This window comes from Halobellus salinus, assembly GCF_014646875.1.
Lineage (GTDB): Archaea > Halobacteriota > Halobacteria > Halobacteriales > Haloferacaceae > Haloquadratum > Haloquadratum salinum.
The window spans coordinates 52,160-74,636 of the sequence record NZ_BMOC01000005.1; the positions used below are offsets into that span (position 1 = coordinate 52,160).

Genomic DNA, 22,477 nt, shown 5'->3' on the forward strand with positions numbered 1-22,477 from the left:
AGGAAAGATAATGATAATCCTAATATGTGTGTGGAACACCCATTATTCGCACCAACACCCACAGATTCGTTCACTAAACAGAGTAATCACTGGCGGTATTTCGTGTTATACTCGATTTGCCGACCGGGTGGGCACAATCACCGCGCCCGTTCCGGCCGGGATCCACCCGGTTCCGGGTCCGATCCCTACTCGTTGTCGGGGCTCGACGGGTGGTAGTCGGTGTCGTACTCGCCCGGCTGATCGTCCAGGCGGTCGGGGTTGAGCCGCCCGCCGAGAAGCATGAAGTCGACGATGGTCAGGTTCAGCATCGCTTCGACGACCGGGACCGCCCGCGGCGGCAACACGGGGTCGTGGCGGCCGACCACCTGGATCTCCTTTTCCTCGCCGGTCTCCCAATCGGCTGTCTTCTGGGTCTTCGGGATCGACGTGGGGGCGTGCCAGGTGGCCTCGCCATAGATCGGCTGTCCGGTGGTGATCCCACCCTGGAGGCCGCCGTGGGTGTTGCCTTCGGGGGCGGGGTCGCCGTCGGCGTCAAACTCCCAGTCCTCGTTTCTGTCCGACCCGGTCCACCCCCGGGCCTCACTGCCCAAGCCGAACTCGAAGCCGGTGGTTGCTGGGATCGCCATCATCGCCTGTCCCAACCGTGCGGGAAACGAGTCGAACCGGGGCGCACCCAGTCCGCGCGGGACACCGCGGGCCTCGAAGTAGATCGACCCACCGATGGAGTCGCCGGCTTTCTGGTACTCGTCGATCCGCTCACGCATCTCGTCTGCCGTTTGGGGGTGGCCACACCGCACTTCGTTGTTCTCGGTGTGTTCGAGCATCTCCTCGAAAGTCACCGGCGGGGCCTCGATGTCGCCGATCTGGTTCACGTGCGCCTTCACTCGGATGCCGTCCTGCTCTAGGATCTTCTTCGCGACCGCGCCCGCTGCGACCCAGTTTAGTGTCTCTCTGGCCGATGACCGGCCGCCGCCACCCCAGTTACGGGTGCCGAACTTCGCGGAGTAGGTGAAGTCGCCGTGGCTGGGGCGCGGCGCGGTCACGAACGGTTCGTACTTCCCGGAACGCGCGTCCTTGTTCTCGATGACCATCCCAATGGGGGTACCCGTGGTGTACCCGTCTTGGGTTCCCGAGTTGATGACGACCGCGTCGGGTTCCCCGCGGGAGGTAGTGATCATGGACTGACCCGGCTTCCGCCGGTCGAGTTCGGCCTGGACGTCGGACTCGTCGAGTTCGAGACCGGCAGGGCATCCCGAAACGGTCACGCCCATGGCGTCGCCGTGGCTCTCGCCGTAGGTCGTGACCTGGAACAACCGCCCGAATCGGTTCCCGTTCATTACGCCGTGGTCGGGGTTCCGGGGTTAAATACGTTCAGAAAATGGGAGTCATTTCGTGGTCCGGGGCGCCCCTGGTGTGTGCTCTCCCGACGCCTACCCGCTCGTCGAGACGGTGACCCCGAGCGACCCCAGAGTGTCGAAGAAGTCGGGGAACGACACGTCGACGTGCTCGCCGCCCGCAATGGTCGTCTCGCCGTCGGCGACCAACCCGGCGACCGCAAGCGACATAACGATCCGGTGGTCGTGCCGGCCGTCGACCCGTGCGCCCTCCAGGTCGCTCTCGCTGCCGTGGACCGTGAGCCGATCCTGTTTTTCCGTGACCGACGCACCGAGGTTTGCCAACTCCTCGGCCATTGCTGCCACGCGGTCGGTCTCTTTGTACCGGACATGCTCGCAGTTTTCGATCACGGTGTCGCCGTCGGCGACCGCGCCGAGGGCCGCGATCGTCGGAAGCAGGTCGGGGGTGTCGCCCACGTCGACGACGGTCCCCGACAGCGACGCCCGAGGGACCGTGATCTCGCCCGCCGTGCGATCCCACTCGACCGACGCACCCATCGAATCGATGATGTCGACGATCGCGCTGTCGCCCTGTGCGCTGGGGCGCGCGCCCTCGACGACCACGCTGTCGCCGTCGGCTGCCGCGACGGCGCCCGCTGCGAGCAGGTACGACATCGACGAGAAGTCGCCCGGGACGGCGTACTCGCCGCCCGCCGGGTGGTAGGACTGCCCACCCGGGACCGAGAACCCGTCCGCCGTCCGCTCGACCACGACCCCGAAGCCATCGAGGACTTCGATGGTGATGTCGACGTACGGCGCGGATTTCAGTTCGGTCTCCAACTCGATCTCGATTCCCTCGTCGGTGACCGCACCGGCCATCAGCAGCGCGGTGATATACTGCGACGACACGTCGCCGGGGATCGACACCGTCCCGCCCCCGATCCCGCCGCCGACCACGAGCGGCGCCTGGCCGTTACCCCGCGTCGACTCCGCACGCCCGCTCAACTGGTCGATCGCGTCGAGCAGCGGGCCCTGGGGACGCGACCGGAGCGACTCGTCGCCGGTGAACACGCAGAGCCCGTCCGCCAGCGCGCCGCAGGCGGTCACGAGCCTCGTGGTCGTCCCGGAGTTCGCACAGTCGATCACGTCGCCCGGGACGTCGGGCCGGCCGTCGAAGCCCGACACCGAGAGTCGGTCGTCCCCGCGGTCGACGCTGCCGCCGAACGCCGCGACCGCGCGCATCGTCGCCCGGGTGTCAGCGCTCACCAGTGGATCCGTGATCGTCGCTTCGTCGCCGTATCCGGCCGCCAGGATCGCGCGATGGGTGTAGCTCTTCGAGGGCGGCGCGCGTACGCGGCCAGCGACGCGTGACTCCGGGATCGTGACGTCCATACCCGTTGGTGGCGTGGGGCGGGGTTTCATCCTTACTGTCGCGGCTCGGTGGATCGCCGGCGACGTGGTTGCGGGCGCGGGGTGAGCCTCGGAGTACTGGCGCGAGCGCTACTGCTCGATCCCGTACACGTCGCCGGTCCACTCCCGCGCCGGGAAGTCGTACACCGGCTGGTCGCGGTCGCAGCCGTCGAGCCGGCGGCGATCCTCCTCGTCCAGCGAGACGTCGAGGTCGGCGTTGGCCCGGACGTGCTCGGGCGAGGACGACCGCGGCAGCGGCACGACGTCGCGGTCAACGGCCCACCCGAGGACGATCTGGGCAGGGCTTCGGTCGTGCTTCTCGGCGAGTTCCTGCACGACCGCGTCGTCCAGGACGTCCGTCCGGGCCAGCGGCGCCGCCGCCTCAACGACGGTGTCGGTCTCGTGGCAGTAGTCGACCAGATCGGGGCGCTGGAACCACGGGTGGAACTCGATCTGGTTGACCGCGATGGGGACCTCGGAGATGTGGTGGGCACAGCTCAACTGGTAGGCGCTGAAGTTCGAGACGCCGACGTTCCGGACCAGCCCGCGGTCGTGGAGCCGTGCCATCGCCCGCAACGTCTCCCGGAGCGAGATCGCGGGGTTTGGCCAGTGGATCAGATAGAGGTCGAGGTAGTCGGTACCGAGGCGGTCGAGCGACGCCTCACACGACGCGATCACCGACTCGTAGTCGAGGTGTTTCGGCAGTACCTTCGAGGTGAGAAAAAGATCGTCGCGGTCGTACGCCGCGAGCACGTCGCCGATGGCCACCTCGTTGTGGTATCCCTCCGCGGTATCGATGTGGGCGTACCCGGCCTCGAGCGCGGTGCGGACGCTCTCTGTGGTCTGTTCGTCGTCGAGGTCGTACGTCCCGAACCCGAGTGCGGGGAGTTCGTCGCCGCTCGGGAGCGTGTGTGTCGGAATACCCATACGCCACGCGTTCGTCGGACCGCCGATTGAAACTACCGCTTCCGAGCGACCGATCGGGCGGTCCCGTCCCGGTCACGAAGGTTTATATCCGGATCCGGGACCACCGCCCCCGTGACGTGAGGTCGATCCCACGTCGGGCAGCGGGTGTCCGGCACGACGGCGTGGGGTGCGGTGTGCCGGCTGTTCGCCACAGAGGGCTGCCAGGCTGTCGACGGTCAGCGACGCCTCGCTAGCAGCACGGCGAGTGCCGCGACTGCGGCGACAGAAACCAGGGGTCCGAACCCGGGCGTCCCGGTAGCGGTCGTCGACGGCGACTCGGGCGTGGGGGTCGCCGTCGCCGCCGTCTCCGATGGGGCGGTGGTGGGCGCAGACTCGGTGGTCACGGTCGACTCGCCCTCCGCGCCGGCCTGCCGCTCGCGGTACTTGTCGTACGCTTCGGGGTGGACCGACTGCATAACCGTCTCCGCGGCGATCACAGCCCGTGGAGCGGGTTGCTGGAGGTAGCTCGTGTTCACGACAACGACGTTGCCCTCCTGGACCGCAGTCGTACTGTTGTACGCCGGCGTCGCGGGCACGGGACTGTGCTCCGGGACGACGATCCACTCGGGGTTCAGCTCGACCACCTGTTCGTCGTTGATCTGCCGGAATCCGGAGACGTTGACCTCGGCGGCTCCGTTCCGCACTCCGGCGGTCTCCATCACGTCGCTGATAAACGTGTTCGAGCCCGACGTGTACCCGAAGAAGACGTTCAGCCCGACCGGGTGCTCGCTGTCGCCGAGCGCTTGCTCCATCAGCGCGATCGACCGCCGCATCTCGGCGGCGCGCTCGGTTCCGGCCTCGCAGTTACCGGTCAGCCGTCCGGTCACCTCGGTCTTGTTCGCGACGAACGCCAGAGACGTCCCCTGCCCGAACACGAACACCGGGATCCCCTGATCACGGAGTTGCTGTGTTCGCTCCTTGGCCGCGCCGTAGGAACTACTCGGCACCAAGACGAGGTCCGGGTTCGCGTCGATGACTCTCTCGACGCTCGGACCGCTGGGTCCGGAGACGTTCGCCTTCTCGCTGGCACCGTCGAGGTACGACGCGTACTGCGAGACGCCGACAACCTCGTCTCGGGCGCCGATCTCCCACATCGTCTGTGCGGCACTGGGATTCAGCGTGACGATCCGCTCGGGGTCGGCCTCGATCGTCACCTCGGCCCCAGTGGCGTCGGTAGCGGTATACGGGAATGCACACGCGTCAGACTGGGCGTTTCGGACGGCTGGCCGCCGGTCCGACACAACGGCGTGGGACACTCCGGAGTCGCTCTGGACGGCGATATCGGCGCTCGTGTGCGTGGGCGAGGCCGCGACGATGCCGCCGGCACCCGGGCCGACAGCGGCGACGACAACCAGAACCGAGACCAGATACGCGTGGCGTTGCATACACCCACGTGCGAGATATTGCAACAAGTACTTGGCTAATCCAACTACACTTGTTGACGTATCGTGACCCTACGGACTCGGACGCTCGCGTGGTCGACGGGCCTGACGGGCCTTCTTGCGGTCGTTCTGGTGATCAGCGCCGGTACGGGGCCGGTTTCGATCCCGCCAGCGACGGTCGCGAAGGTTCTCCTCTCTGCGGACCCGATCCCGCTCGGGTTCGAGGCGCCCCGGACGAGCCGGGTCATCGTCCTCAACGTGCGCCTCCCACGGATCGTGTTGGCGGCGTTCGTCGGCGTCGCGTTGGCGACTGCCGGCACCGTGATGCAGGGGTTCTTCCGGAATCCGATGGCCGACCCCTCGATCATCGGCGTCTCTTCGGGGGCTGCCGTGGGGGCGGTCGCGACCATCGTGCTCCCCTTCGCGCTCCCGTTCGGGCTAGAGCTTCAGGCCGCAGCGTTTCTCGCGGCGGTGCTCGCCGCGTTCGGCGTCTACCTCATCGCGACACAGGGCGGGCACACGCCGACCGCGACCCTCCTGCTGGCTGGAGTCGCCGTCCAGACGTTCTTGGGCGCGATTATCTCGCTTCTGCTGCTCCACAGCGGGCAAAGCCTCCGACGGGTGGTCTACTGGCTCATGGGCCACCTCGGCGGAACGACCTGGGACGAGGTCCAGGTCATCGCGGTCGCGCTTCCACCGCTGTTTCTCGTCCTCCTGTTCTACGCTCGCGATCTGAACGTCCTTCTGCTCGGCGAGGAGCAAGCTCGCGGTCTCGGCGTTGAGGTCGAACGCACGAAGCGGATCCTGCTCGCGGTGTCGAGCGTCGCGACTGCCGCCGCGGTCGCGGTGACCGGGGTGATCGGGTTCGTCGGTCTCATCGTGCCGCACGGGATGCGTCTGCTCGTCGGCCCCGACCACCGGATCCTGCTTCCTTCCAGCGCGCTGGCGGGAGCGTCGTTCCTCGTCGCGACCGACACGCTGGCTCGATCCGGCCCCGCCGAAATCCCGGTCGGGATCGTGACTGCAGCGCTCGGCGCACCCTTCTTTCTGTATCTGCTCCGTTCCCGAGAGGTGACGGAGCTGTGAGCACCGACCGCGCGGTCTCGGCGGAACCGCTGCTCACGATCGACGGCCTCCGAGTTCGGCTCGGCGGAGCGACTGTTCTCAACGGCGTCGACACGGAGACTGACCGCGGACGGTTCGTCGGTGTCGTCGGCCCCAACGGCGCGGGGAAGACAACGCTGCTCCGGACGGTCGCGGGCGCGATCCCGCCGGACGCCGGTCACGTCGCCGTTGACGGGCAGCGGATCCACGGCCTCTCCTCGAAGGCGACGAGCCGACTCGTCGCGAGCGTGCCTCAGGACACGACGGTCGCATTCGAGTTCGACGTTCGGACGCTCGTCGAGATGGGCCGAAACCCGCACCGGTCGCGGTTCGGCAGGTGGACCGACGCCGACGCCGCGGCGGTCGAGCGCGCGCTCGACCGGACAGACACCCACCAGTTCGCCGACCGAGGGGTCACTACCCTCTCCGGCGGGGAACGCCAGCGGGTGCTCCTCGCGCGGGCGCTCGCACAGGACGCCCCGTTGTTGCTGTTGGACGAACCGACCGGCAGCCTCGACATCAACCACCAGGTGCGGACGCTCGACCTCGTGTCCGACCTCGCCGCGGAGGGCCGAACCGCCCTCGCCGCGATCCACGACCTCGACCTCGCGGCCCGGTACTGCGACGAACTCTTGTTGATCTCGGACGGCCGTGTCGTCGCCGCTGGCCCGCCGGCAACGGTGCTCACCGAGTCGGCGATCCGGGACGCGTTCGACGCCACCGCGGTCGTCTCGGAGAACCCAGTCACGGGCACGGTGTCGGTCACGGCACTCGGTGACGACGAGGCACCGTCGGGTGATCGATCCGACTCCGTCGCTCCGCGGCCGGCCGGGAGCGGTTCCGACGGCTCCGAGCCGTGAGCCGGCGCGGCGTTGCGACTCCAAACGTCCGGATCGAACATTATGTTCGTGTACGGCCAACAGATTTTTTACGCGAGCCAAACAATAGTTTAGTGAGAGCGAGGCGATGGTTCGGTTCTCATCGACCTCCGGTGACACAAAATGAGTGATGCCCTTCACGCGCGCACGCGAGACGACGAACGAGAGTGGCGAGACCACGACAGCGACCCCGGGAACGCGACACAGACCGAGACCGCGGAACGCTCCGACGAGTCAGAGGCGGAACTCCAGTGTCCGGAGTGTGGTTCGACGGACCTGGTGACCGACAGCGAGCGCGGCGAGACGGTGTGTGACGACTGCGGACTGGTCGTCGACGAGGACTCGATCGACCGCGGGCCGGAGTGGCGCGCTTTCGACAGCGCAGAGCGCGACCAGAAATCCCGCGTGGGCGCGCCGACGACCAACCTCATGCACGACAAGGGGCTCTCGACCAACATCGGGTGGCAGAACAAAGACGCCTACGGCAACTCCCTGTCGTCGAACCAGCGCCAGAAGATGCAGCGGCTCCGGACGTGGAACGAGCGGTTCCGCACCCGCGACTCGAAAGAGCGCAACCTCAAGCAGGCGCTCGGCGAGATCGATCGCATGGCGTCCGCGCTCGGACTCCCCGAAAACGTCCGCGAGACCGCGTCGGTCATCTACCGCCGCGCGCTCGATGAGGACCTTCTGCCCGGTCGCTCCATCGAGGGGATCGCGACCGCGTCGCTGCACGCCGCCGCCCGGATGGCCCAAGTTCCGCGGAGCATCGACGAGGTTGCGCGCGTCTCCCGGGTAGAGGAAGACGAGTTCGAGCGGGCCTACCGCTACGTCGTCCGGGAGCTCTCCTTGGAGATCCAACCGGCGGACCCCGAGGAGTACGTCCCCCGCTTCGCGTCCGATCTGGAGGTCCCAAAAGAGACCGAGCGGACCGCACGGGAGCTACTCGAGAACGCAAAGCGGGAGAACGTCCACTCCGGGAAATCACCGGTGGGGCTCGCCGCAGCCGCGCTGTACGCCTCGGCGCAGTTAACGAACGAGGACCTCACACAGGCAGACGTGAGCAAGGCGACCGACATCTCCGAGGTCACGATCCGGAACCGGTACCAGGAACTCCTGGAGGCGTGGGACCTCGACTCCCCACACGGCGGCCGGAGCCGGCGCGCCCAGACCTGATACTCGCGACGTTATTCCACGACGACGACGCCTTTCATACCCATCGTCCGGTGGGGCGCGCAGTAGTACTCACGACGCCGGCAGAACGGTCGAAACGCTGCTGGTTGGCAACTACTGCGACGCCGCGTTCCTCGTGGAGCACGCCCGCGACTGGTTCGGCGGGGACCGCGCGTCCGCCGTCCGCCGGTATCTCGAGGTCAACGGCGGCGACCCGGCGGGCGAGCGGATCGCGGACGTCGACTACCAGGGGAACGTCCACCCCACGCAGTTCTGGCAGGGCTACAGCCTCGGCAACGTCCGCGACCGCCCGTTCGGCGCGATCTGGGAGGACGACTCGAACCCGCTTCTGGCCGGCCTCCGGAACCGCGAGGAACACCTGACCGGGCGGTGTGCGACGTGTCGCCACCGAGGCGTCTGCCGGGGCGGCTCCCGGCTCCGGGCGTTCGCGGCGGAAGGTGACGTGTTCGCGCCCGATCCGCAGTGTTACCTGACCCGCGAGGAGCGGTTGGGACCGGCGGCCGGCGTGGGCGGGTCGGTCGCGGACTGAGACGGTTGTGGGGGTGCGCCCGGACGCTCGTAGTGCATCCACGGGATGGTGCATCCGCGGGTCTCGGTGGTGCGCTCGCGGCATGGTGCATCCGCGGGTCTCGGTGGTGCGTTCGCGGCAGTATTTTACGCGCCCGCGACGTGCGGCCGGTATGCTCGTCTCCGACGACGACGGACTCAGCCGGATCCTTGACCACCACACGGTCGCGGTAGTCGGCTGCTCAACCACGCCCGGCAAGGCGGCCCACGACATCCCGGCGTACCTACAGCGCCACGGCTACCGGATCGTCCCGGTGAACCCTTTCGCCGACGAGATCTTGGACGAGACCGCGTCCGACACCCTCGCGGAGATTCCGGAATCGATCGACGTCGACGTGGTGAACGTGTTCCGCCCCAGCGAGGAGGTGGGCGGGATCGTCGACAGCGCGACCGAGCGGGCTGAACGGCTGGACGACGTGTCGGCGGTGTGGCTCCAACTGGACATCGTCGACGACGACGCGGGGCAGCGGGCCGCCGACGCCGGGCTGGATTTCGTCCAGGACGCGTGTATGAAGGTCGAACACCGACGACTGGTCGGGTAAGCCTCGATACGGGCGACGGACCGAACGGCGTCCGGGCGGCGAGTCAACCAACCCCGCCTGAGCGGGTCAGGTGCTGTCGGCGGCGTCGGATGCCTCGGTGCTGTCGGCGGCGTCGGATGCCTCGGTGCTGTCGTCCGTCTGCGCGTCGGCTTCGACTTCTGCTTCGGCTTCGGCTTCGGCGATGTGTGCTTCGGCGGTCACCCGCTCGATATCGATATCCTCCGCGTCGGCGAGCGCTTCCACCAGCGCCCGCACCTCCGCGGTTTCCCGTTCCAAGCGGTCGACCCGGTCGCTGGTCTCCCGGGTGGTCTCGCGCATCTCTACGATCTGCTCACGGAGGTCGTTCAGCCGGGTGTAGACGTCCTCCGCCATGTCCGTCACTTTCTGGAGCTTCCGTGCCGTGCCTCCAAGTCCCATGTGTCCTGTTCGGCGGTCCGGGTTTGTGTGCGTTCCGGCTTCCAGCAGGGACAGTCGGGACGGCCGGACCGCCCGAGCGGGGAATCGGTCGGGGGCGGGCGTCCGACCGGGAACACTGCGAACGTCCGGCGGGGGCCGTGAGACCGCGACCCTCGGAAGGGTTATCCCTCCACTCGTAGTACGTTCGTTCGCAATGGCAAACGGAAAGGTTGATTTCTTCAACGACACAGGCGGCTACGGTTTCATTTCGACTGACGACGGCGACCTCGACGACGACGAAGACGTGTTCTTCCACATGGAGGACGTCGGCGGCGAAGACCTCACCGAGGGGACCGAGGTCGAGTTCGACATCGAGTCCTCTCCCAAGGGGCCTCGCGCGTCGAACGTCGTCCGGCAGTAACACCAACACACCCGTCGCACACGGCGGCGGACCGAGATCCGATTTTTTCACCACACACAACGGGCGTAGTGGCAGCCGTCTGCCTCGTGCGACGGCGAGAGCGAGCCGGACCACACGACATCTACCCGGATCAGAGCGCGTCGGCGTCGACGCGGTCGACGAGCCGGTGGAGCCCGAGGTAGACCGCGATCGCGAGCAGGGCCACACTCGCGACTGCGAGGAAGTCGGCGGTGGCGGGGCTGCCGATGCCGAGCCGGGCGGCGGCGGTGACCGGCCCGTGCGGCAGGAGTGTGGTCCCGCCGATCACGAACAGGACCGCGATGGAGTAGAGGAACTGCGCGGCGCGTCGGTCGGGCGAGACCAGCGCGACCGCCGCCCCGAGCCCGCAGACGAGTAGCGCGAGGCCGGCAACGAGCGTGACGAGCGCCATCGCGTTGGCGACGCTGGTCCCGTTGAGTTCGAGCAGCACGATCCAGGCCCCGGCCTGGATCGGCGCGAGGCCCGCCGCGGCCGCGAGTTTCCCGTCAACGACGTCGTGGAGGGTGACAGGCGCGACCCGGAGGAGTTCGAGCGTGCCGCGGTCGATCTCCTCGGTGACGGAGTCCACCGTGATCGACCCGGAAATGAACACCGGCAACACCAGAAGCAGCGGTAACAGGATGGTGTAGGTGAACCCGAAGTACGGGCTGGAGTCGGTCTCCGGCGGGAGTTCGAGCGGCGTCGACGACAGGAACGCCGCTCGGTCGGTCCGCTCGGCGCGCTCGAAGGCGCGGAGCACGTCGCGCAGTTGCACCACAACGACCGTGGTCTGGACGTTGGAGTCGGGCGCGACCGCCCTGACGAACACCCGCTCGTCGCGGGTTTCGGCCACGACCACGGCGTCGATGCCGGTCGCGCGGTACTCCTGGAACGCCCGCATCGCTGCCTCCTCGGTGCGGTATGGCTGTGCGTCGACCCCGCGAACCTCCTGCGAGGCGCTGATCAGGTCCTCAGCCGCGTCGCCGGTGACCGCGACGTCGACCTCAGCGCCGCCGACCTGGCCCGGGTCGTACAGCGACACGAGCCCGACAACTAGGAACGACGAGAACGCCGCGATGAGCAGCTGGAGCGCGAGCGCTAGTACGATGGTCTTCTCCTTCCGAAGGCTCCCCAGCTCTCGGCGGGCGATGGTGACACGCGAGTCGGTGCGGTCACGCAAGCCGGGTCACCACCGTGAGGTTGTACGCGGCGTGCACCGCGATGCTCCCGACCAACGCGGCGGCGTACCACCGGAGGTTCCGGCGCGCGCCCGACGCGGCGATGGCGGTGGTGACGACGTGGAGCGCGAGCGGCGCGAGAAACAGCGCGACTCCGGTCGAGACCCCGATCCCCGAGGGCGCGAACGCCGCCTGCCCCAACACCAGTTCGGGGAGCCCCACAACCTGAACAACCGCGGTGAACTTCTCGCCGACGAAGAAGCCGAGCCCCGCCAGCCCGCCGAGCACGAGCGCGGTCCGCCGGGTCCGCGAGAACCGGTCGGCCTCGAACGCCGCGAGGAGGTGAAGGCTCTTTGCGACCTCCTCAACGACCGCGACCGCGACCAGGACGACCGGAACCGTCACCGACACCGGCAGCGCGAACAGGGTCGCGACCACGAGCAACTCCGCGACGAACACGAACGGCACCGACAGCCCCGCGAGGACGGCGGCGTCCCGCGGCCGGGTGACCCGCACCGCGAGCGCGTCCAGCAACTTCAGCGGGACGGGACGCTGGGTGAAGAGGTCCTCCTCGCGGTAGATGCCGGTGCCGAGCAGGAACAGCACGCCGGCACACAGGGCGAATGGAAGCGTTGCGAACGCGAACTCCGCGGGAGCGACCGACTGCAGCGGCTGGAGGTCCCGGACCACCACGGTGAGCGGGGAGATCAGCGCGATCGGCGTGACGTTCGCGAAGATCGCCGGCACGAACGTATAAGAGGTCAGGAACACCGAGACGGTCACGGTCACGAAGGTGAGTTCCTTGAACGACCGCGCGAACATCGCGCCCGCAAACGTTGCCGAAAGGAAGAGCAGCGCGATCGGCAGCGCCGCCGCAACCGCGACGATGCTGCCGCCGACCGCGACCGCAACGAGCGTGGTAAGGCCGACCAGCAGCCCCAGATACGGCAGCGTTTTCCCCGCCACGATGTCGCCGGGCGAGACCGGGGCCACGAGCAGGAGTTCCCCGCGGCGGTTGATTCGTTCGTTGAGTATGGTCGACCCGTACGCCTGGATCACGAAGTTCATCGGCACCAGAAAGGCGAACGCCAACACCAACGACCCGAACGGGAACGGCGGCTGGATCTCCGCTGGCGACCCCGACCCGCCGCCGCTCAGGGGGTTGAGACCGTCGAGTGCCGGGACGCCGAGCGGGCCACCCGCCCCGCCGCCACCGTCACCCTCGCCAGCGCCGCCGCCCTCGCCACCGCCAGCGCCGCCGCCACCGCTAGCGCCGCCGCCCTCGCCACCGCCAGCGCCGTCCCCGCCGTCACCACTACCACTGATCCCGCGACCGTCACCCTCGTCGGCGGTGACGGAGTCCGGGAGCGCCGCCGACCGGGAGGCGTACTCCACCACAACCACGACTGGGAACGCCGAAGAGCCGTTTTCCTCGGCGCGCATCAGCCCCACGTTGTGGGCGCGCACCGCCGACCGGAACGCCCCGGCCGCGGCCCGCCCCTTCTGGGAGTTTGCCACCACCACGTCGCCGTCCCGGACCAACACTTCGACGCGGCCCGCGCGGAACGCGTCGGGATCTGGTGGCTGAGCGTCGAGCGCGACGCTGCTTTCGACGGGCGCGCGGTAGGGGCTGTCGGGTGCGACGCCGACCCGGTAGATGTCGCGGTCGAGTGCGACCCCGCCCCCGGCGGCGCCCGCAGCGACGACACCGCCCGCGAGGAGGAGCGCGATCACGCCCAGGGCAGCGGTCCGGCGGTCCACCACGCCCGCCGAGCGTTCGACCTCCCACCGGGCGATTCGGAGGACGGCGCGCAGGTGGTCGCGCGGCGACCGTCTCACCGTCGGTCGCCCCCGGGGCCGTCGGGCGCGTCGCGCCCCGCGGATCCGGGCGTTGACGGCGCCGGCGGGTCGTCGGGATTGCGTGTCGCGGATCCGTTATCGCCCGCACCCGCCGGTTCGCGGCCGCGGTCGGTCCCCGTGTCGGGCGTCCCGCGGGCGAGGTCGAGAAAGATGTCCTCTAAGCTCTGTTCTCGGGTCCGGATGTCGACCACGCGCCCGCCCGCCGTTGCGGCGTCGTCTCTGAGCGCGTCGACGGCGTCCATGTTCGGGACGGTCGTGCGGTGGCGTTCGGCCTCGCTTCCCGCCACCGGCTCGCTGGCTTCGAGGGGCACACTCGTGAACACGTGGTAGGTGGTCTCCCCGTAGGTCTCGCGGATCCGAGGAACAGTCCCGCGGGCGATGATCTCCCCGCGATTCAGGATCACGATCCGGTCGCAGACGCTTTCGACGTGGTAGAGGTTGTGGGCGCTGAACACCACCGTCTTCCCCCGGTCAGCCAGTTCGCGGGTGAACTCGAGGACGTAGTTCGTCGTCAGCGGGTCGAGTCCGGATGCGGGCTCGTCGTAGATCAGGAGGTCCGGGTCGTTGACTAGGGATCTCGCGATCGCGACCTTCCGCTTCATCCCCTTGGACATGTCCCCCAGCCGGCGTTCGCGGTGTTCCAGCTCCAGCCGGTCCAGCGTCGACTCAGTGCGCGTTCTGGCTTCCGCCCGCGGTACGTCATACAGGTCCGCGAAGAACTCCAGGTACGACCGGGGAGTCATGTCCTCGTAGAGGGGCGACTCCTCCGGCAGAAACCCCAGGTTTCGGTGGGTCTCGGTGTCGTCGGCGGCGCGGCCAGCGACTGTCGCGGTCCCTTCGGTGGGTTCGACCAACCCCGCGAGCATCTTCAGCGTCGTGGTCTTGCCGGCCCCGTTCGGCCCGACGATCCCGAAGATCTCCCCGGTTTCGACCGTGAAGTCGCTGCCCACCACGGCGGGGAAGTCGCCGTACGTCTTCCGGAGCCCTTCGACGCGTATCATCGCCATTACGCCTCGTCACGGAGCCCTCCGGATAAAACCCGTCGCCGCAGTATCGCTTCTGACTGTCCTCGTCCGGCGGCGGACGGATGCGGGCCGGTGTTGAGGCGTCGGGCCGGCGTTGAGGCGTCGGGCCGGTGTTGAGGCGTCGGGCCGGTGTTGAGGCGTCGGGCCGGCGTTGAGGCGTCGGGCCGGCCCCTACGCAACGCTGTTCGACCCGCGGCTCCGGTCCAACAAAGAGTTTATTCGGTCGGTCGACGCACGTCCGGGTGACGATCCCCTGCCGGAGCCACCCACCAATGAGCGACCCCGACACCACCGACCCGTCCGACCCCGAATCGATCACCGCGACCGTCGATGCCGTCGTCGACGTCGTCGCGCGTACGGCCCCGGAGGTCCGCGAGGGTCTCCCGGGTCGCCGTGTCGCCGCCGAAGGGCAGAACCCCTCGGGCGAGACCCAGATGGCCGCCGACGTGTTCGCCGACGACCTCCTGTGTGACCGACTCGGGGCGGTTTCGGGGGTCGGCACGTACGCCAGCGAGGAGCGGGAGGCGACGGTCGATGTCGGGTCGGGGGTGTCGGTCTGTGTCGATCCCCTCGACGGGTCGTCGAACCTCGAACCCAACGCCGCGATGGGGACGATTGTCGCGGTCTACGAAGGCCCGTTGCCGGCCACCGGCCACGACATCCGCGCGGCGGCGTACGTTCTCTACGGGCCGATCACCACGATGGTCGTCGCGAGAGGGGACAGCGTTACCGAGTACGTGATCCGCGACGGTGGCGACTACGACGTGCTCACGCGGGACGTACGACTCCCAGACGACCCGACGGTGTACGGGTTCGGCGGACGCGTCCCGAACTGGGTCGAGCCCTTCAAGGAGTTTGCCGCCGACGTGGAGTCGGATCCCTCCATGAAGCTCCGATACGGCGGGGCGATGATCGGCGACGTCAATCAGGTACTCACCTACGGTGGGATCTTCGCGTATCCGACGCTTTCGCACGCGCCGGAGAGCAAACTCCGGACCCAGTTCGAGGGGTACCCCGTCGGGTTCATCGTCGAGGCAGCTGGAGGGGCGTCCTCGGACGGCCACCAGTCGCTGTTGGACGTCGACCCCGGGGATCTCCACGCCCGGACGCCGGTGTACGTCGGTAACCAGCGACTGATCGACGACCTGGAGTCGCGGTTCGAGAAGTGACTGATACTGTCGGCTATAGTCGCGTGACGTATTTCGACACCCCGGGGTGTCGAAAACCTTCACGTAGTTATAGCCGACAGTATGAGGGGGAAGCCACCCCGGGGTCTGCGCGCGGGCGGTCGGGTGCTCCTCGGAGTCGAGCCTACGCGCGAGCGTCGGCACGGCGTCGGCGTCACCCAACTCTGTGCTCTGTGGCCGCGATGCCGATGTCACTGCAGACGTCGGCCGCGAGAGCACGGATTCCTCCGTCCCGGTCTGCGGGCGCCTGCTGGGCGTTGGTGACTCTGCCGGGGGCCCCTGTTCGGCCAGCGTGGCGACGCTGTCCACCGCGCGCCGCCTGACGTTCGGGTCGTCGATCGTCAAAAGCGGCGGCACCGAGCCGATCTGCTCGGCCGGGATGTCCAGTTTGCCGGCGACGGTGCCGCTGCCGGCCCGGTCGGCCGACACACAAATATATAGTTCAGTTCAGAAAACGAGATTTAATCGAGTATCGGCTTCCAAGGTCTCAGTCGAGTTTGTTTTACAACGTATTATGGTGGATTCTATATAGCTGTGAACACGCACACATGACGCGTCCGTTTGCGTCGTGTCGTAGTGTGTCCGGAACGCGGAGGGCGTGGCGCCCGAGGATCCGGTCGCGGGCCCCCGCGTCGGATCGGGGCTCGCCCCGGGAGGCCCGCCGACCGGTTCCGTCGGCGTCGACGTCGACGTCGCGAACCGGGAGCCGGTCGGTGTCGGCTCCGCGTGGCACGGTCCCGTCGGTGGTGTGACCGGCGGCGCAAGCCCGTGCGTATCGCGTGGGTCTCCCGGCGGCGTCGCCGCCAGCGGCGAGTATAAGTGTGCCGTTCACGCAATGGGAGGCATATGCCCGACCGCGACACCGACACGGTTCCGGACGGCGGCGTGGTGCGCTCGCCCGCCACCGACGGTCGCTCGGACTACCAGTACACCTCCGACGACGTCGAACGTCCGGAGATGGTTGCGGCGCTCAACGCCGCAGTCGACGGCGAGGTTCGCTTCGACACCTACACCAGACAGCTCTACGCGACCGACGCGAGCGCGTACGAAGTGACGCCGATCGGGGTGGTCTTCCCGACCTCGACCGCCGACGTCGCGAGCGTGGTGTCGTACTGCGCCGACGAGGGGATCCCGGTGTTGCCGCGCGGTGGGGGGACGAGTCTGGCTGGCCAGACGGTGAACGAGGCGGTCGTCCTCGACTTCACGCGGCACATGGATTCGATTCGCGCGGTCGACCCCGACGCTCGCGAGGCGCGAGTCCAACCCGGAACCGTCCTCTCGGAGCTCAACAACCGGGTCGCCGAACACGGGCTCACGTTCGGCCCCGATCCCGCGGCGGGCGACCGGAGCGCGATCGGCGGCGCGATCGGCAACAACTCCACGGGTGCGCACTCGCTGGTCTACGAGAAGACCGACCACTACGTCGCGGAGGCGGAGGTGGTCCTCGCCGACGGGACCGTGACCACGTTCGGCGAGGTTGCGGTCGCGGAACTCCGAGAACGCGCCGACCCCGACGGCGGCGCCGAAGCGCGGCTCGCCGCGGGCGTTGTTGCGGTGCTGGACGACCACGCCGACGAGATCCGCGACCGCTACCCGGAGATGAAGCGGAACGTCTCGGGGTACAACCTCGATCGGCTGCTCGCGGAGGCCGACGGCGAGTACGGCGAGGCGGGCGTGGTCAACCTCGCCCGGCTCCTGGCGGGCAGCGAGGGTACGCTCGCTGTCGTGACGGAGGCGACCGTCGGGCTGGCGCCGCTCCCGGAGACGAAGTCGGTCGCGCTCCTGACCTACGACAGCGTCCTCGACGCTGTCAGCGACGTGGTCCACGTGCTGGAGCACGACCCCGCGGCGGTGGAACTCATCGACGACACGCTGATCGAACTCGCTTCCGAGACCACGGCGTTCCGTGAGGTCGTGACGAAACTCCCTGAGGGGACCGACGCGGCGCTTCTGGTCGAGTTCTACGCCGCCGACGACCCGGCGGGCCGGGCGATGGTCAACGAACTGCTCGCAGGTCGGGTCCGCGGTCGCGGTGCGGAGGGTGACAGCGGCGTCGGCGGCAACGGAACCGACGACGGCGCCGGCCGCTACGCCTTCGACGCCTTGGAGGCCCACGACGAGGACGACCGAGCGGAGCTCTGGAAACTCCGGAAGGCGGGCAACCCGATCCTCTTGGGGCGGACGAGCGACGCGAAACACATCAGCTTCCTCGAAGACTGTGCCGTCCCGCCGGAGCACCTCCCGAGGTTCGTCTCGGAGTTCCAGTCCGTCCTCGCGGAGCACGGCACCTTCGCGGCGTTTTATGCCCACGCCGGCCCTGGCGTGCTTCACGTCCGGCCGCTGGTCGACACCAAATCCGGGGTCGAAGTGGAGTCGATGGAGGCCATCGCCGACGCGGTGACGGACCTGGTGGTCGAACTCGGCGGGTCCGTCTCCGGAGAGCACGGCGACGGCCACGCCCGGACCCAGTGGAACCGGAAGCTCTACGGCGACCAACTCTGGAACGCCTTCCGCGATCTCAAGACCGCGTTCGATCCCGACTGGCTGCTGAACCCCGGCCAGGTCTGCGGCGACGTCGAACTCACCGACGACCTCCGGTTCGACCCCGACTACGACTTCGAGGCGGGCTTCGAGTCGAACCTGGAGTGGGATACTGAAAACGGAATGCAGGGGATGGTGGAGCTGTGTCACGGCTGCGGCGGGTGCCGCACCCAGCAGTCGGAGGGCGGGGTGATGTGTCCCACCTTCCGCGCGGCCGACGAGGAGATCACAAGCACCCGCGGCCGGGCGAACATGCTCCGGCAGGCGATGAGCGGCGACCTCCCGGACGACCCCACCGACGACGCGTTCGTGACAGAGGTGATGGACCTCTGTATCGGGTGTAAGGGGTGTGCGAACGACTGCCCCAGCGAGGTCGATATGGCGAAGTTGAAAGCGGAGGTGACCCACGCACACCACCAGGAACACGGCTCGTCGGTCCGGTCGAGGCTGTTCGCCAACGTCGACACCCTCGCGAGGATCGGGAGCGCGCTCGCGCCGGTGTCGAACTGGGCGGCGAAGCTCCCCGGCGCCCGGACCGTGCTCGAAGAGACTGTGGGGATCGCGGGCGAACGGACGCTGCCGACCTTCCGTCGGGAGACGCTCCGGGACTGGTTCGACGCGCGCGGGGGGTCCCGCGTTCCGCAGGCCGACGCCGACAGGCGAGCGGTCCTCTTGCCGGACACCTACACCAACTACAGCCATCCGGCGGTCGGCAAGGCCGCGGTCCGCGTGCTCGAAGCCGCGGGCGTCCACGTGGCCCTCGCAGACACCACCGACAGCGGCCGGCCCGCGTTCTCGAAAGGCTTTCTCGACGCCGCGCGGGGGTCTGCACACAACGTGGTTGACGAACTCGCGCCGCGGATCGACGCGGGGTGGGACGTCGTGGTCGCGGAGCCCTCCGACGCGGTGATGCTCCAATCCGACTACGGCGACCTGCTCTCGGGCCCTGACGTGGATGGAGTCCGCGCAAACAGTTACGGTGTGTGTGAGTACGTCGACGCCTTTCGGTTGGATGGGGAGATCGAGTTCGACGCTCCCGACTCGTCGCTGGCGTACCACGGCCACTGCCACCAGAAGGCCACGAAGAAAGACCACCACGCGGTCGGCGTGCTCCGGCGCGCGGGCTACCGTGTCGACCCCCTGGATTCGGGGTGTTGTGGGATGGCCGGAAGCTTCGGCTACGAGGCCGAACACCACGGCATGAGTGTGACGATCGGGGAGGAACTCGGATCCCAGGTCGACGACAGCCACGCGGAGTCGGTGGTCGCGCCCGGTGCGTCGTGCCGGACACAGCTCGCGGATCTGGGTGCGGGGGTCGACCCCGCGCTCCTCCCCGACGCCGGTGCCGACCGGGTGGAGCCGCCGACCCCGATCGAGGCGCTCGCCGCGGCGCTCACAGGATAACACCCGCCCTCGGTCGTGCGTTGACTCCGGCGTTACGCGTCCGCGACCGGCGCAGTGCCGCGGTAGAACAGAACGCCGCCGAGCAACGTCGCACCGCCCAGCACCACGAGCGGCACCGTGTATCCGCCCGACGCCGACCGGAGGAGGCTCAACACGACCGGCGCGGAGAACGCGCTCGCCGCCTGGCCGATGGTGAACGCTCCGACGATCGCAGTGGCGTTCGCGGGCCCGAACCGCGAGATGATGATGGGCGAAAACAGCGGCGCCACCGCCTCGAGCCCCGCGCCGAACGCCACAAGCAGGCGTACATCGGGAGCGAGGAACCGATCCACGGCAGGCCCACCAGCCCGGCGGCTGCCACGACGACCCCGCCGGTGAGCGTCGCGCACAGCCCGACCCGGTCCGCGAACTCCCCGCTCACGAGCCGACCGACCACGCTGACACCGCCGACGATTCCGAACGCGGTCGCCGCGACCGCTCGCGGGATCCCGTTGCCGGTCAGGATTCCGACCAGGTCAGCCGAGAGCACGAAATACCACGTCCACAGAAGCGAGAACCCCGCGACCGCGGCCAGAAACCGTGTGTCGAAGAAGTTCGCCCGGATCCAGTCGGTGCCGACCGCCGACGCCCTGCCACCCACCGGCCCGGACGGCCGCCGGTAGATCGTAGCGGTCCCGAGAATCGAAAGCGCCGTCGCGCCGCCGATGACCGCGAACGCGCCCCTGATCCTGGTCCGTCCGAGCAACCACACCCACACCGGCGGTAACACCGAGATTCCGAGCCCGTTGCCGGTGAACGTGATCCCCACCGCCCGGCCCTCGTACTCGTCAAACCACTGCGGGACCAGGGAGATGACCACAACGAAGGCCGTGCCGCCGGCGGTCCCGAAGGTCCCGAACGCCAGGAGCACACCGGGGTACGACGTCGTGACCTGAAGCAGCCCGACAGCCGCGGCGATGGCCGCCCCGGCGGCCGCGACGACCGGCCTGAGCGCCGCCCGCGCTGCGAGCACCCCGGCCACACCGCCCGCGACGTAGAACGCCGCGGTAGTGATCGAGAACACGGTCGATGTTCGGAGTTCGGAGAGCCCGAACGCCGTCGACAACGCCTCGGAGTAGTCCGTGAACGTGAAGATCGTGCCCCACACAAGCAGGAGGACGACCACGCCGGTCGCGACGACCAGCCACCCCGTCAGCGAGTCGAGTTTCGGGTCGCGCGTCCCGTTCACGGTCCCGTGGTGTTTTGCACACCCACTGGGAACGTGCGACTACAACCCTGTTTGGACATACAACTCCGTCCACTCGGCGGTGCGATTTATATATTTTCGTCCGGAGCCGGGAGCCCCCGGATCGGCCGGGCCGGCGGTCACGGGACGGACCGCGTCGTGGGTTCGATCGTGGCGGACAGGTATCACCGGTGTGACCCGGTCGGGGCCACAGAACCAGGAACTCCACCAAACGTTCATTACTGATTCGCGCTACGTACGGGGTATGGCACTCGAAGGCCACTCACAGTACAGTATCGACGCCGACTGGAACAGCCTCTACATCGACGGCGAGTGGCGCGACGCGGCGGGCGGCGAGACCGTCGTCGTCGAGGATCCCTCGACCCGCGAACCCGTTACAGAGGTACCGCGGGGAACCGAAGCGGACGTCGACGCCGCCTACGAGGCGGCCCAGAGCGCACAATCCGAGTGGGCGTCGACACCGCCGGCGGCCCGTGAGGAACTGATCCACGGGCTCCAGCAGGCGATCGCGGAACACGAGTCGGAGATCCTGGAGCTGTACACCACCGAAGCCGGTGCGATCCACGGGGTCAGCGAGACCGGGCTCGAGCTCACCCAGGACCAGGTCGCGGAGGCGGCGACGCTGCCCCGTCGCACGAAAGGCGAACACGCCGCGTCCAACATCCACAACAAGGAACACGTCGTCGAACGCGAGCCGCAGGGCGTCGTCACGGTGATCTCGCCGTGGAACTTCCCGTTCAACCTCTCGGCGCGCGCGGTGGTGCCGGCGGTCGCTGCGGGCAACACGGTCGTGCTCAAGCCCGCGTCCGACACCCCAGTGGTCGGCGGGCTCCTGTTCGCCCGGCTGTTCGAGGAGGCGGGGTTCCCCGGCGGCGTCCTGAACGTCGTCACTGGTCCCGGGTCCGAGATCGGCGACCGGGTGGCGAGTCACCCGGCCAGCGACGTGGTCTCGTTCACCGGTTCCACGGAAGTCGGGCGGCACGTGGCGAAGTTGGCGGGCGAGAACCTCGCGGTGCCGGCGATGGAACTCGGCGGGAACAACGCTCACATCGTGACCGACGACGCCGACCTCGGCGCCGCGGTCGATGCGGGCGTGTTCGGGTCGTTCGTCCACCAGGGACAGGTGTGCATCTCCATCAACCGCCACATCGTCCACGAGGACGTCTACGACGAGTACGTCGCTCAGTTGACCGAGCGGGCCGCGAACCTGCCGGCGGGCAGCGCCCACGGCCAGGTGGCCGTCGGGCCGATTATCAACGAGGCACAGCGGGACCAGATGCTGGAGTTCGTCGAGCGGACCGTTGAGGCTGGGGCGACGCTCGAAACCGGCGGCGGGATCGTCGACGTCGACGGAGTCGACGACTCCCTCGTCGTCGAGCCGACCGTGCTCTCGGGCGTCACCAACCAGATGGCCGCAGCGTGCAACGAGCACTTCGGCCCGATCGCGCCGGTGATCCCGGTGTCGGACGTCGACGAGGCGGTCGCGGTCGCAAACGACACCGAGTACGGGCTCTCCGGGTCGGTCCACGCCGGCGACGTCGGCGCGGGGCGGCGGATCGCACAGCGGATGGACACCGGTATGGTCCACGTCAACGACCAGCCGGTCAACGACGAGGCCCACGTCCCGTTCAGCGGCACCAACGCTTCGGGCGTCGGCGGGTACAACACCACCGACTTCCTCGACGAGGTGACCGAGAAGAAGTGGATCTCGCTCCAGCACGAACCGCGTGAGTTCCCGTTCTGATCTGGACGGAGAGTCACCTGTAGCCTGTCGCCGCGGCTCGTGGCCGGGTGTCGATGCCGCGACGTAGGCGGCACACGCGGCCA

The 22,477-nt window shown here is 68.5% G+C and carries 18 protein-coding genes; 9 read left to right on the forward strand and 9 right to left on the reverse strand.

All coding sequences use genetic code 11. From position 1 onward, the window contains the following. Positions 1 to 185: 185 nt before the first annotated feature. The 4 genes from aroC to IEX72_RS05680 all read right to left on the reverse strand — a co-directional run bounded on the left by aroC (position 186) and on the right by IEX72_RS05680 (position 5,095). Complete coding sequence (gene aroC / locus IEX72_RS05665; RefSeq protein WP_188786414.1) at positions 186 to 1,337, reverse strand: chorismate synthase; 1,152 nt, start codon at positions 1,335 to 1,337, stop codon at positions 186 to 188. Positions 1,338 to 1,430: 93 nt separating this feature from the next. Next, on the reverse strand, positions 1,431 to 2,726 hold the full coding sequence (gene aroA, locus IEX72_RS05670) for a 3-phosphoshikimate 1-carboxyvinyltransferase (RefSeq protein WP_188786415.1): 1,296 nt from the start codon (positions 2,724 to 2,726) through the stop codon (positions 1,431 to 1,433). Positions 2,727 to 2,834: 108 nt separating this feature from the next. Beyond that, entirely contained in the window at positions 2,835 to 3,671 is an 837-nt protein-coding gene (locus IEX72_RS05675; protein ID WP_188786416.1) for an aldo/keto reductase, read from the reverse strand. A gap of 215 nt (positions 3,672 to 3,886) precedes the next feature. Further along, positions 3,887 to 5,095 carry a PGF-CTERM-anchored ABC transporter substrate-binding protein gene (locus IEX72_RS05680; protein ID WP_188786417.1) on the reverse strand — a complete coding sequence of 403 codons (1,209 nt, stop codon included), beginning with the start codon at positions 5,093 to 5,095 and terminating at the stop codon, positions 3,887 to 3,889. Between the two features lie 63 nt (positions 5,096 to 5,158). Between IEX72_RS05680 and btuC the strand changes: the two genes are divergently transcribed. The 5 genes from btuC to IEX72_RS05705 all read left to right on the forward strand — a co-directional run bounded on the left by btuC (position 5,159) and on the right by IEX72_RS05705 (position 9,374). After that, positions 5,159 to 6,178 (forward strand): vitamin B12 ABC transporter permease BtuC, encoded by a 1,020-nt coding sequence (btuC, locus tag IEX72_RS05685; RefSeq protein WP_188786418.1) that lies wholly within the window; start codon positions 5,159 to 5,161, stop codon positions 6,176 to 6,178. Then, on the forward strand, positions 6,175 to 7,056 hold the full coding sequence (locus IEX72_RS05690; protein ID WP_188786419.1) for an ABC transporter ATP-binding protein: 882 nt from the start codon (positions 6,175 to 6,177) through the stop codon (positions 7,054 to 7,056). Before btuC ends, IEX72_RS05690 begins: the two co-directional genes overlap by 4 nt. A 141-nt stretch (positions 7,057 to 7,197) precedes the next feature. After that, complete coding sequence (locus tag IEX72_RS05695) at positions 7,198 to 8,247, forward strand: transcription initiation factor IIB (protein ID WP_188786420.1); 1,050 nt, start codon at positions 7,198 to 7,200, stop codon at positions 8,245 to 8,247. 133 nt (positions 8,248 to 8,380) lie between these two features. Continuing rightward, complete coding sequence (locus IEX72_RS05700) at positions 8,381 to 8,794, forward strand: SPASM domain-containing protein (RefSeq protein ID WP_345782304.1); 414 nt, start codon at positions 8,381 to 8,383, stop codon at positions 8,792 to 8,794. Positions 8,795 to 8,945: 151 nt separating this feature from the next. Then, on the forward strand, positions 8,946 to 9,374 hold the full coding sequence (locus IEX72_RS05705; RefSeq protein WP_188786421.1) for a CoA-binding protein: 429 nt from the start codon (positions 8,946 to 8,948) through the stop codon (positions 9,372 to 9,374). 66 nt (positions 9,375 to 9,440) lie between these two features. On the opposite strand, the gene IEX72_RS05710 is transcribed toward IEX72_RS05705, so the two are convergent. Continuing rightward, positions 9,441 to 9,791 carry a DUF5798 family protein gene (locus IEX72_RS05710; RefSeq protein ID WP_188786422.1) on the reverse strand — a complete coding sequence of 117 codons (351 nt, stop codon included), beginning with the start codon at positions 9,789 to 9,791 and terminating at the stop codon, positions 9,441 to 9,443. Positions 9,792 to 9,984: 193 nt separating this feature from the next. Here IEX72_RS05710 and IEX72_RS05715 point away from each other — a divergent pair, with 193 nt between their 5' ends. Then, positions 9,985 to 10,191, forward strand: coding sequence for a cold-shock protein (locus IEX72_RS05715; protein WP_121822023.1), 207 nt, complete (start codon positions 9,985 to 9,987; stop codon positions 10,189 to 10,191). 130 nt (positions 10,192 to 10,321) lie between these two features. Here IEX72_RS05715 and IEX72_RS05720 read toward each other — a convergent pair whose 3' ends face one another. From IEX72_RS05720 to IEX72_RS05730, 3 genes are read right to left on the reverse strand one after another with little or no spacing between them, the layout of a single operon-like run. Then, positions 10,322 to 11,389, reverse strand: coding sequence for an ABC transporter permease (locus IEX72_RS05720; protein ID WP_188786423.1), 1,068 nt, complete (start codon positions 11,387 to 11,389; stop codon positions 10,322 to 10,324). Next, positions 11,382 to 13,226, reverse strand: a complete 1,845-nt coding sequence (locus IEX72_RS05725) for an ABC transporter permease (RefSeq protein WP_188786424.1) — start codon at positions 13,224 to 13,226, stop codon at positions 11,382 to 11,384. The genes IEX72_RS05720 and IEX72_RS05725 overlap by 8 nt, the downstream gene beginning before the upstream one ends. Next, positions 13,223 to 14,248 (reverse strand): ABC transporter ATP-binding protein, encoded by a 1,026-nt coding sequence (locus IEX72_RS05730; RefSeq protein WP_188786508.1) that lies wholly within the window; start codon positions 14,246 to 14,248, stop codon positions 13,223 to 13,225. Before IEX72_RS05730 ends, IEX72_RS05725 begins: the two co-directional genes overlap by 4 nt. A 296-nt stretch (positions 14,249 to 14,544) precedes the next feature. Between IEX72_RS05730 and IEX72_RS05735 the strand changes: the two genes are divergently transcribed. Continuing rightward, complete coding sequence (locus IEX72_RS05735; protein WP_188786425.1) at positions 14,545 to 15,441, forward strand: class 1 fructose-bisphosphatase; 897 nt, start codon at positions 14,545 to 14,547, stop codon at positions 15,439 to 15,441. A gap of 864 nt (positions 15,442 to 16,305) precedes the next feature. Further along, on the forward strand, positions 16,306 to 19,404 hold the full coding sequence (locus IEX72_RS05740; protein WP_188786426.1) for an FAD-binding and (Fe-S)-binding domain-containing protein: 3,099 nt from the start codon (positions 16,306 to 16,308) through the stop codon (positions 19,402 to 19,404). A gap of 148 nt (positions 19,405 to 19,552) precedes the next feature. Here IEX72_RS05740 and IEX72_RS05745 read toward each other — a convergent pair whose 3' ends face one another. Further along, entirely contained in the window at positions 19,553 to 20,632 is a 1,080-nt protein-coding gene (locus IEX72_RS05745) for an MFS transporter (protein ID WP_188786427.1), read from the reverse strand. 262 nt (positions 20,633 to 20,894) lie between these two features. Here IEX72_RS05745 and IEX72_RS05750 point away from each other — a divergent pair, with 262 nt between their 5' ends. Next, complete coding sequence (locus tag IEX72_RS05750) at positions 20,895 to 22,394, forward strand: aldehyde dehydrogenase family protein (protein WP_188786428.1); 1,500 nt, start codon at positions 20,895 to 20,897, stop codon at positions 22,392 to 22,394. Positions 22,395 to 22,477: the final 83 nt, after the last annotated feature.

What these genes read in the sequence shown, in the direction of transcription:
- aroC (WP_188786414.1), bottom strand. Translation starts at nt 1,337, where the DNA reads ATGAACGGGAACCGATTCGGGCGGTTGTTCCAGGTCACGACCTACGGC.
- aroA (WP_188786415.1), bottom strand. Translation starts at nt 2,726, where the DNA reads ATGGACGTCACGATCCCGGAGTCACGCGTCGCTGGCCGCGTACGCGCG.
- IEX72_RS05675 (WP_188786416.1), bottom strand. Translation starts at nt 3,671, where the DNA reads ATGGGTATTCCGACACACACGCTCCCGAGCGGCGACGAACTCCCCGCA.
- IEX72_RS05680 (WP_188786417.1), bottom strand. Translation starts at nt 5,095, where the DNA reads ATGCAACGCCACGCGTATCTGGTCTCGGTTCTGGTTGTCGTCGCCGCT.
- IEX72_RS05695 (WP_188786420.1), top strand. Translation starts at nt 7,198, where the DNA reads ATGAGTGATGCCCTTCACGCGCGCACGCGAGACGACGAACGAGAGTGG.
- IEX72_RS05705 (WP_188786421.1), top strand. Translation starts at nt 8,946, where the DNA reads ATGCTCGTCTCCGACGACGACGGACTCAGCCGGATCCTTGACCACCAC.
- IEX72_RS05710 (WP_188786422.1), bottom strand. Translation starts at nt 9,791, where the DNA reads ATGGGACTTGGAGGCACGGCACGGAAGCTCCAGAAAGTGACGGACATG.
- IEX72_RS05715 (WP_121822023.1), top strand. Translation starts at nt 9,985, where the DNA reads ATGGCAAACGGAAAGGTTGATTTCTTCAACGACACAGGCGGCTACGGT.
- IEX72_RS05730 (WP_188786508.1), bottom strand. Translation starts at nt 14,248, where the DNA reads ATGATACGCGTCGAAGGGCTCCGGAAGACGTACGGCGACTTCCCCGCC.
- IEX72_RS05735 (WP_188786425.1), top strand. Translation starts at nt 14,545, where the DNA reads ATGAGCGACCCCGACACCACCGACCCGTCCGACCCCGAATCGATCACC.
- IEX72_RS05740 (WP_188786426.1), top strand. Translation starts at nt 16,306, where the DNA reads ATGCCCGACCGCGACACCGACACGGTTCCGGACGGCGGCGTGGTGCGC.
- IEX72_RS05750 (WP_188786428.1), top strand. Translation starts at nt 20,895, where the DNA reads ATGGCACTCGAAGGCCACTCACAGTACAGTATCGACGCCGACTGGAAC.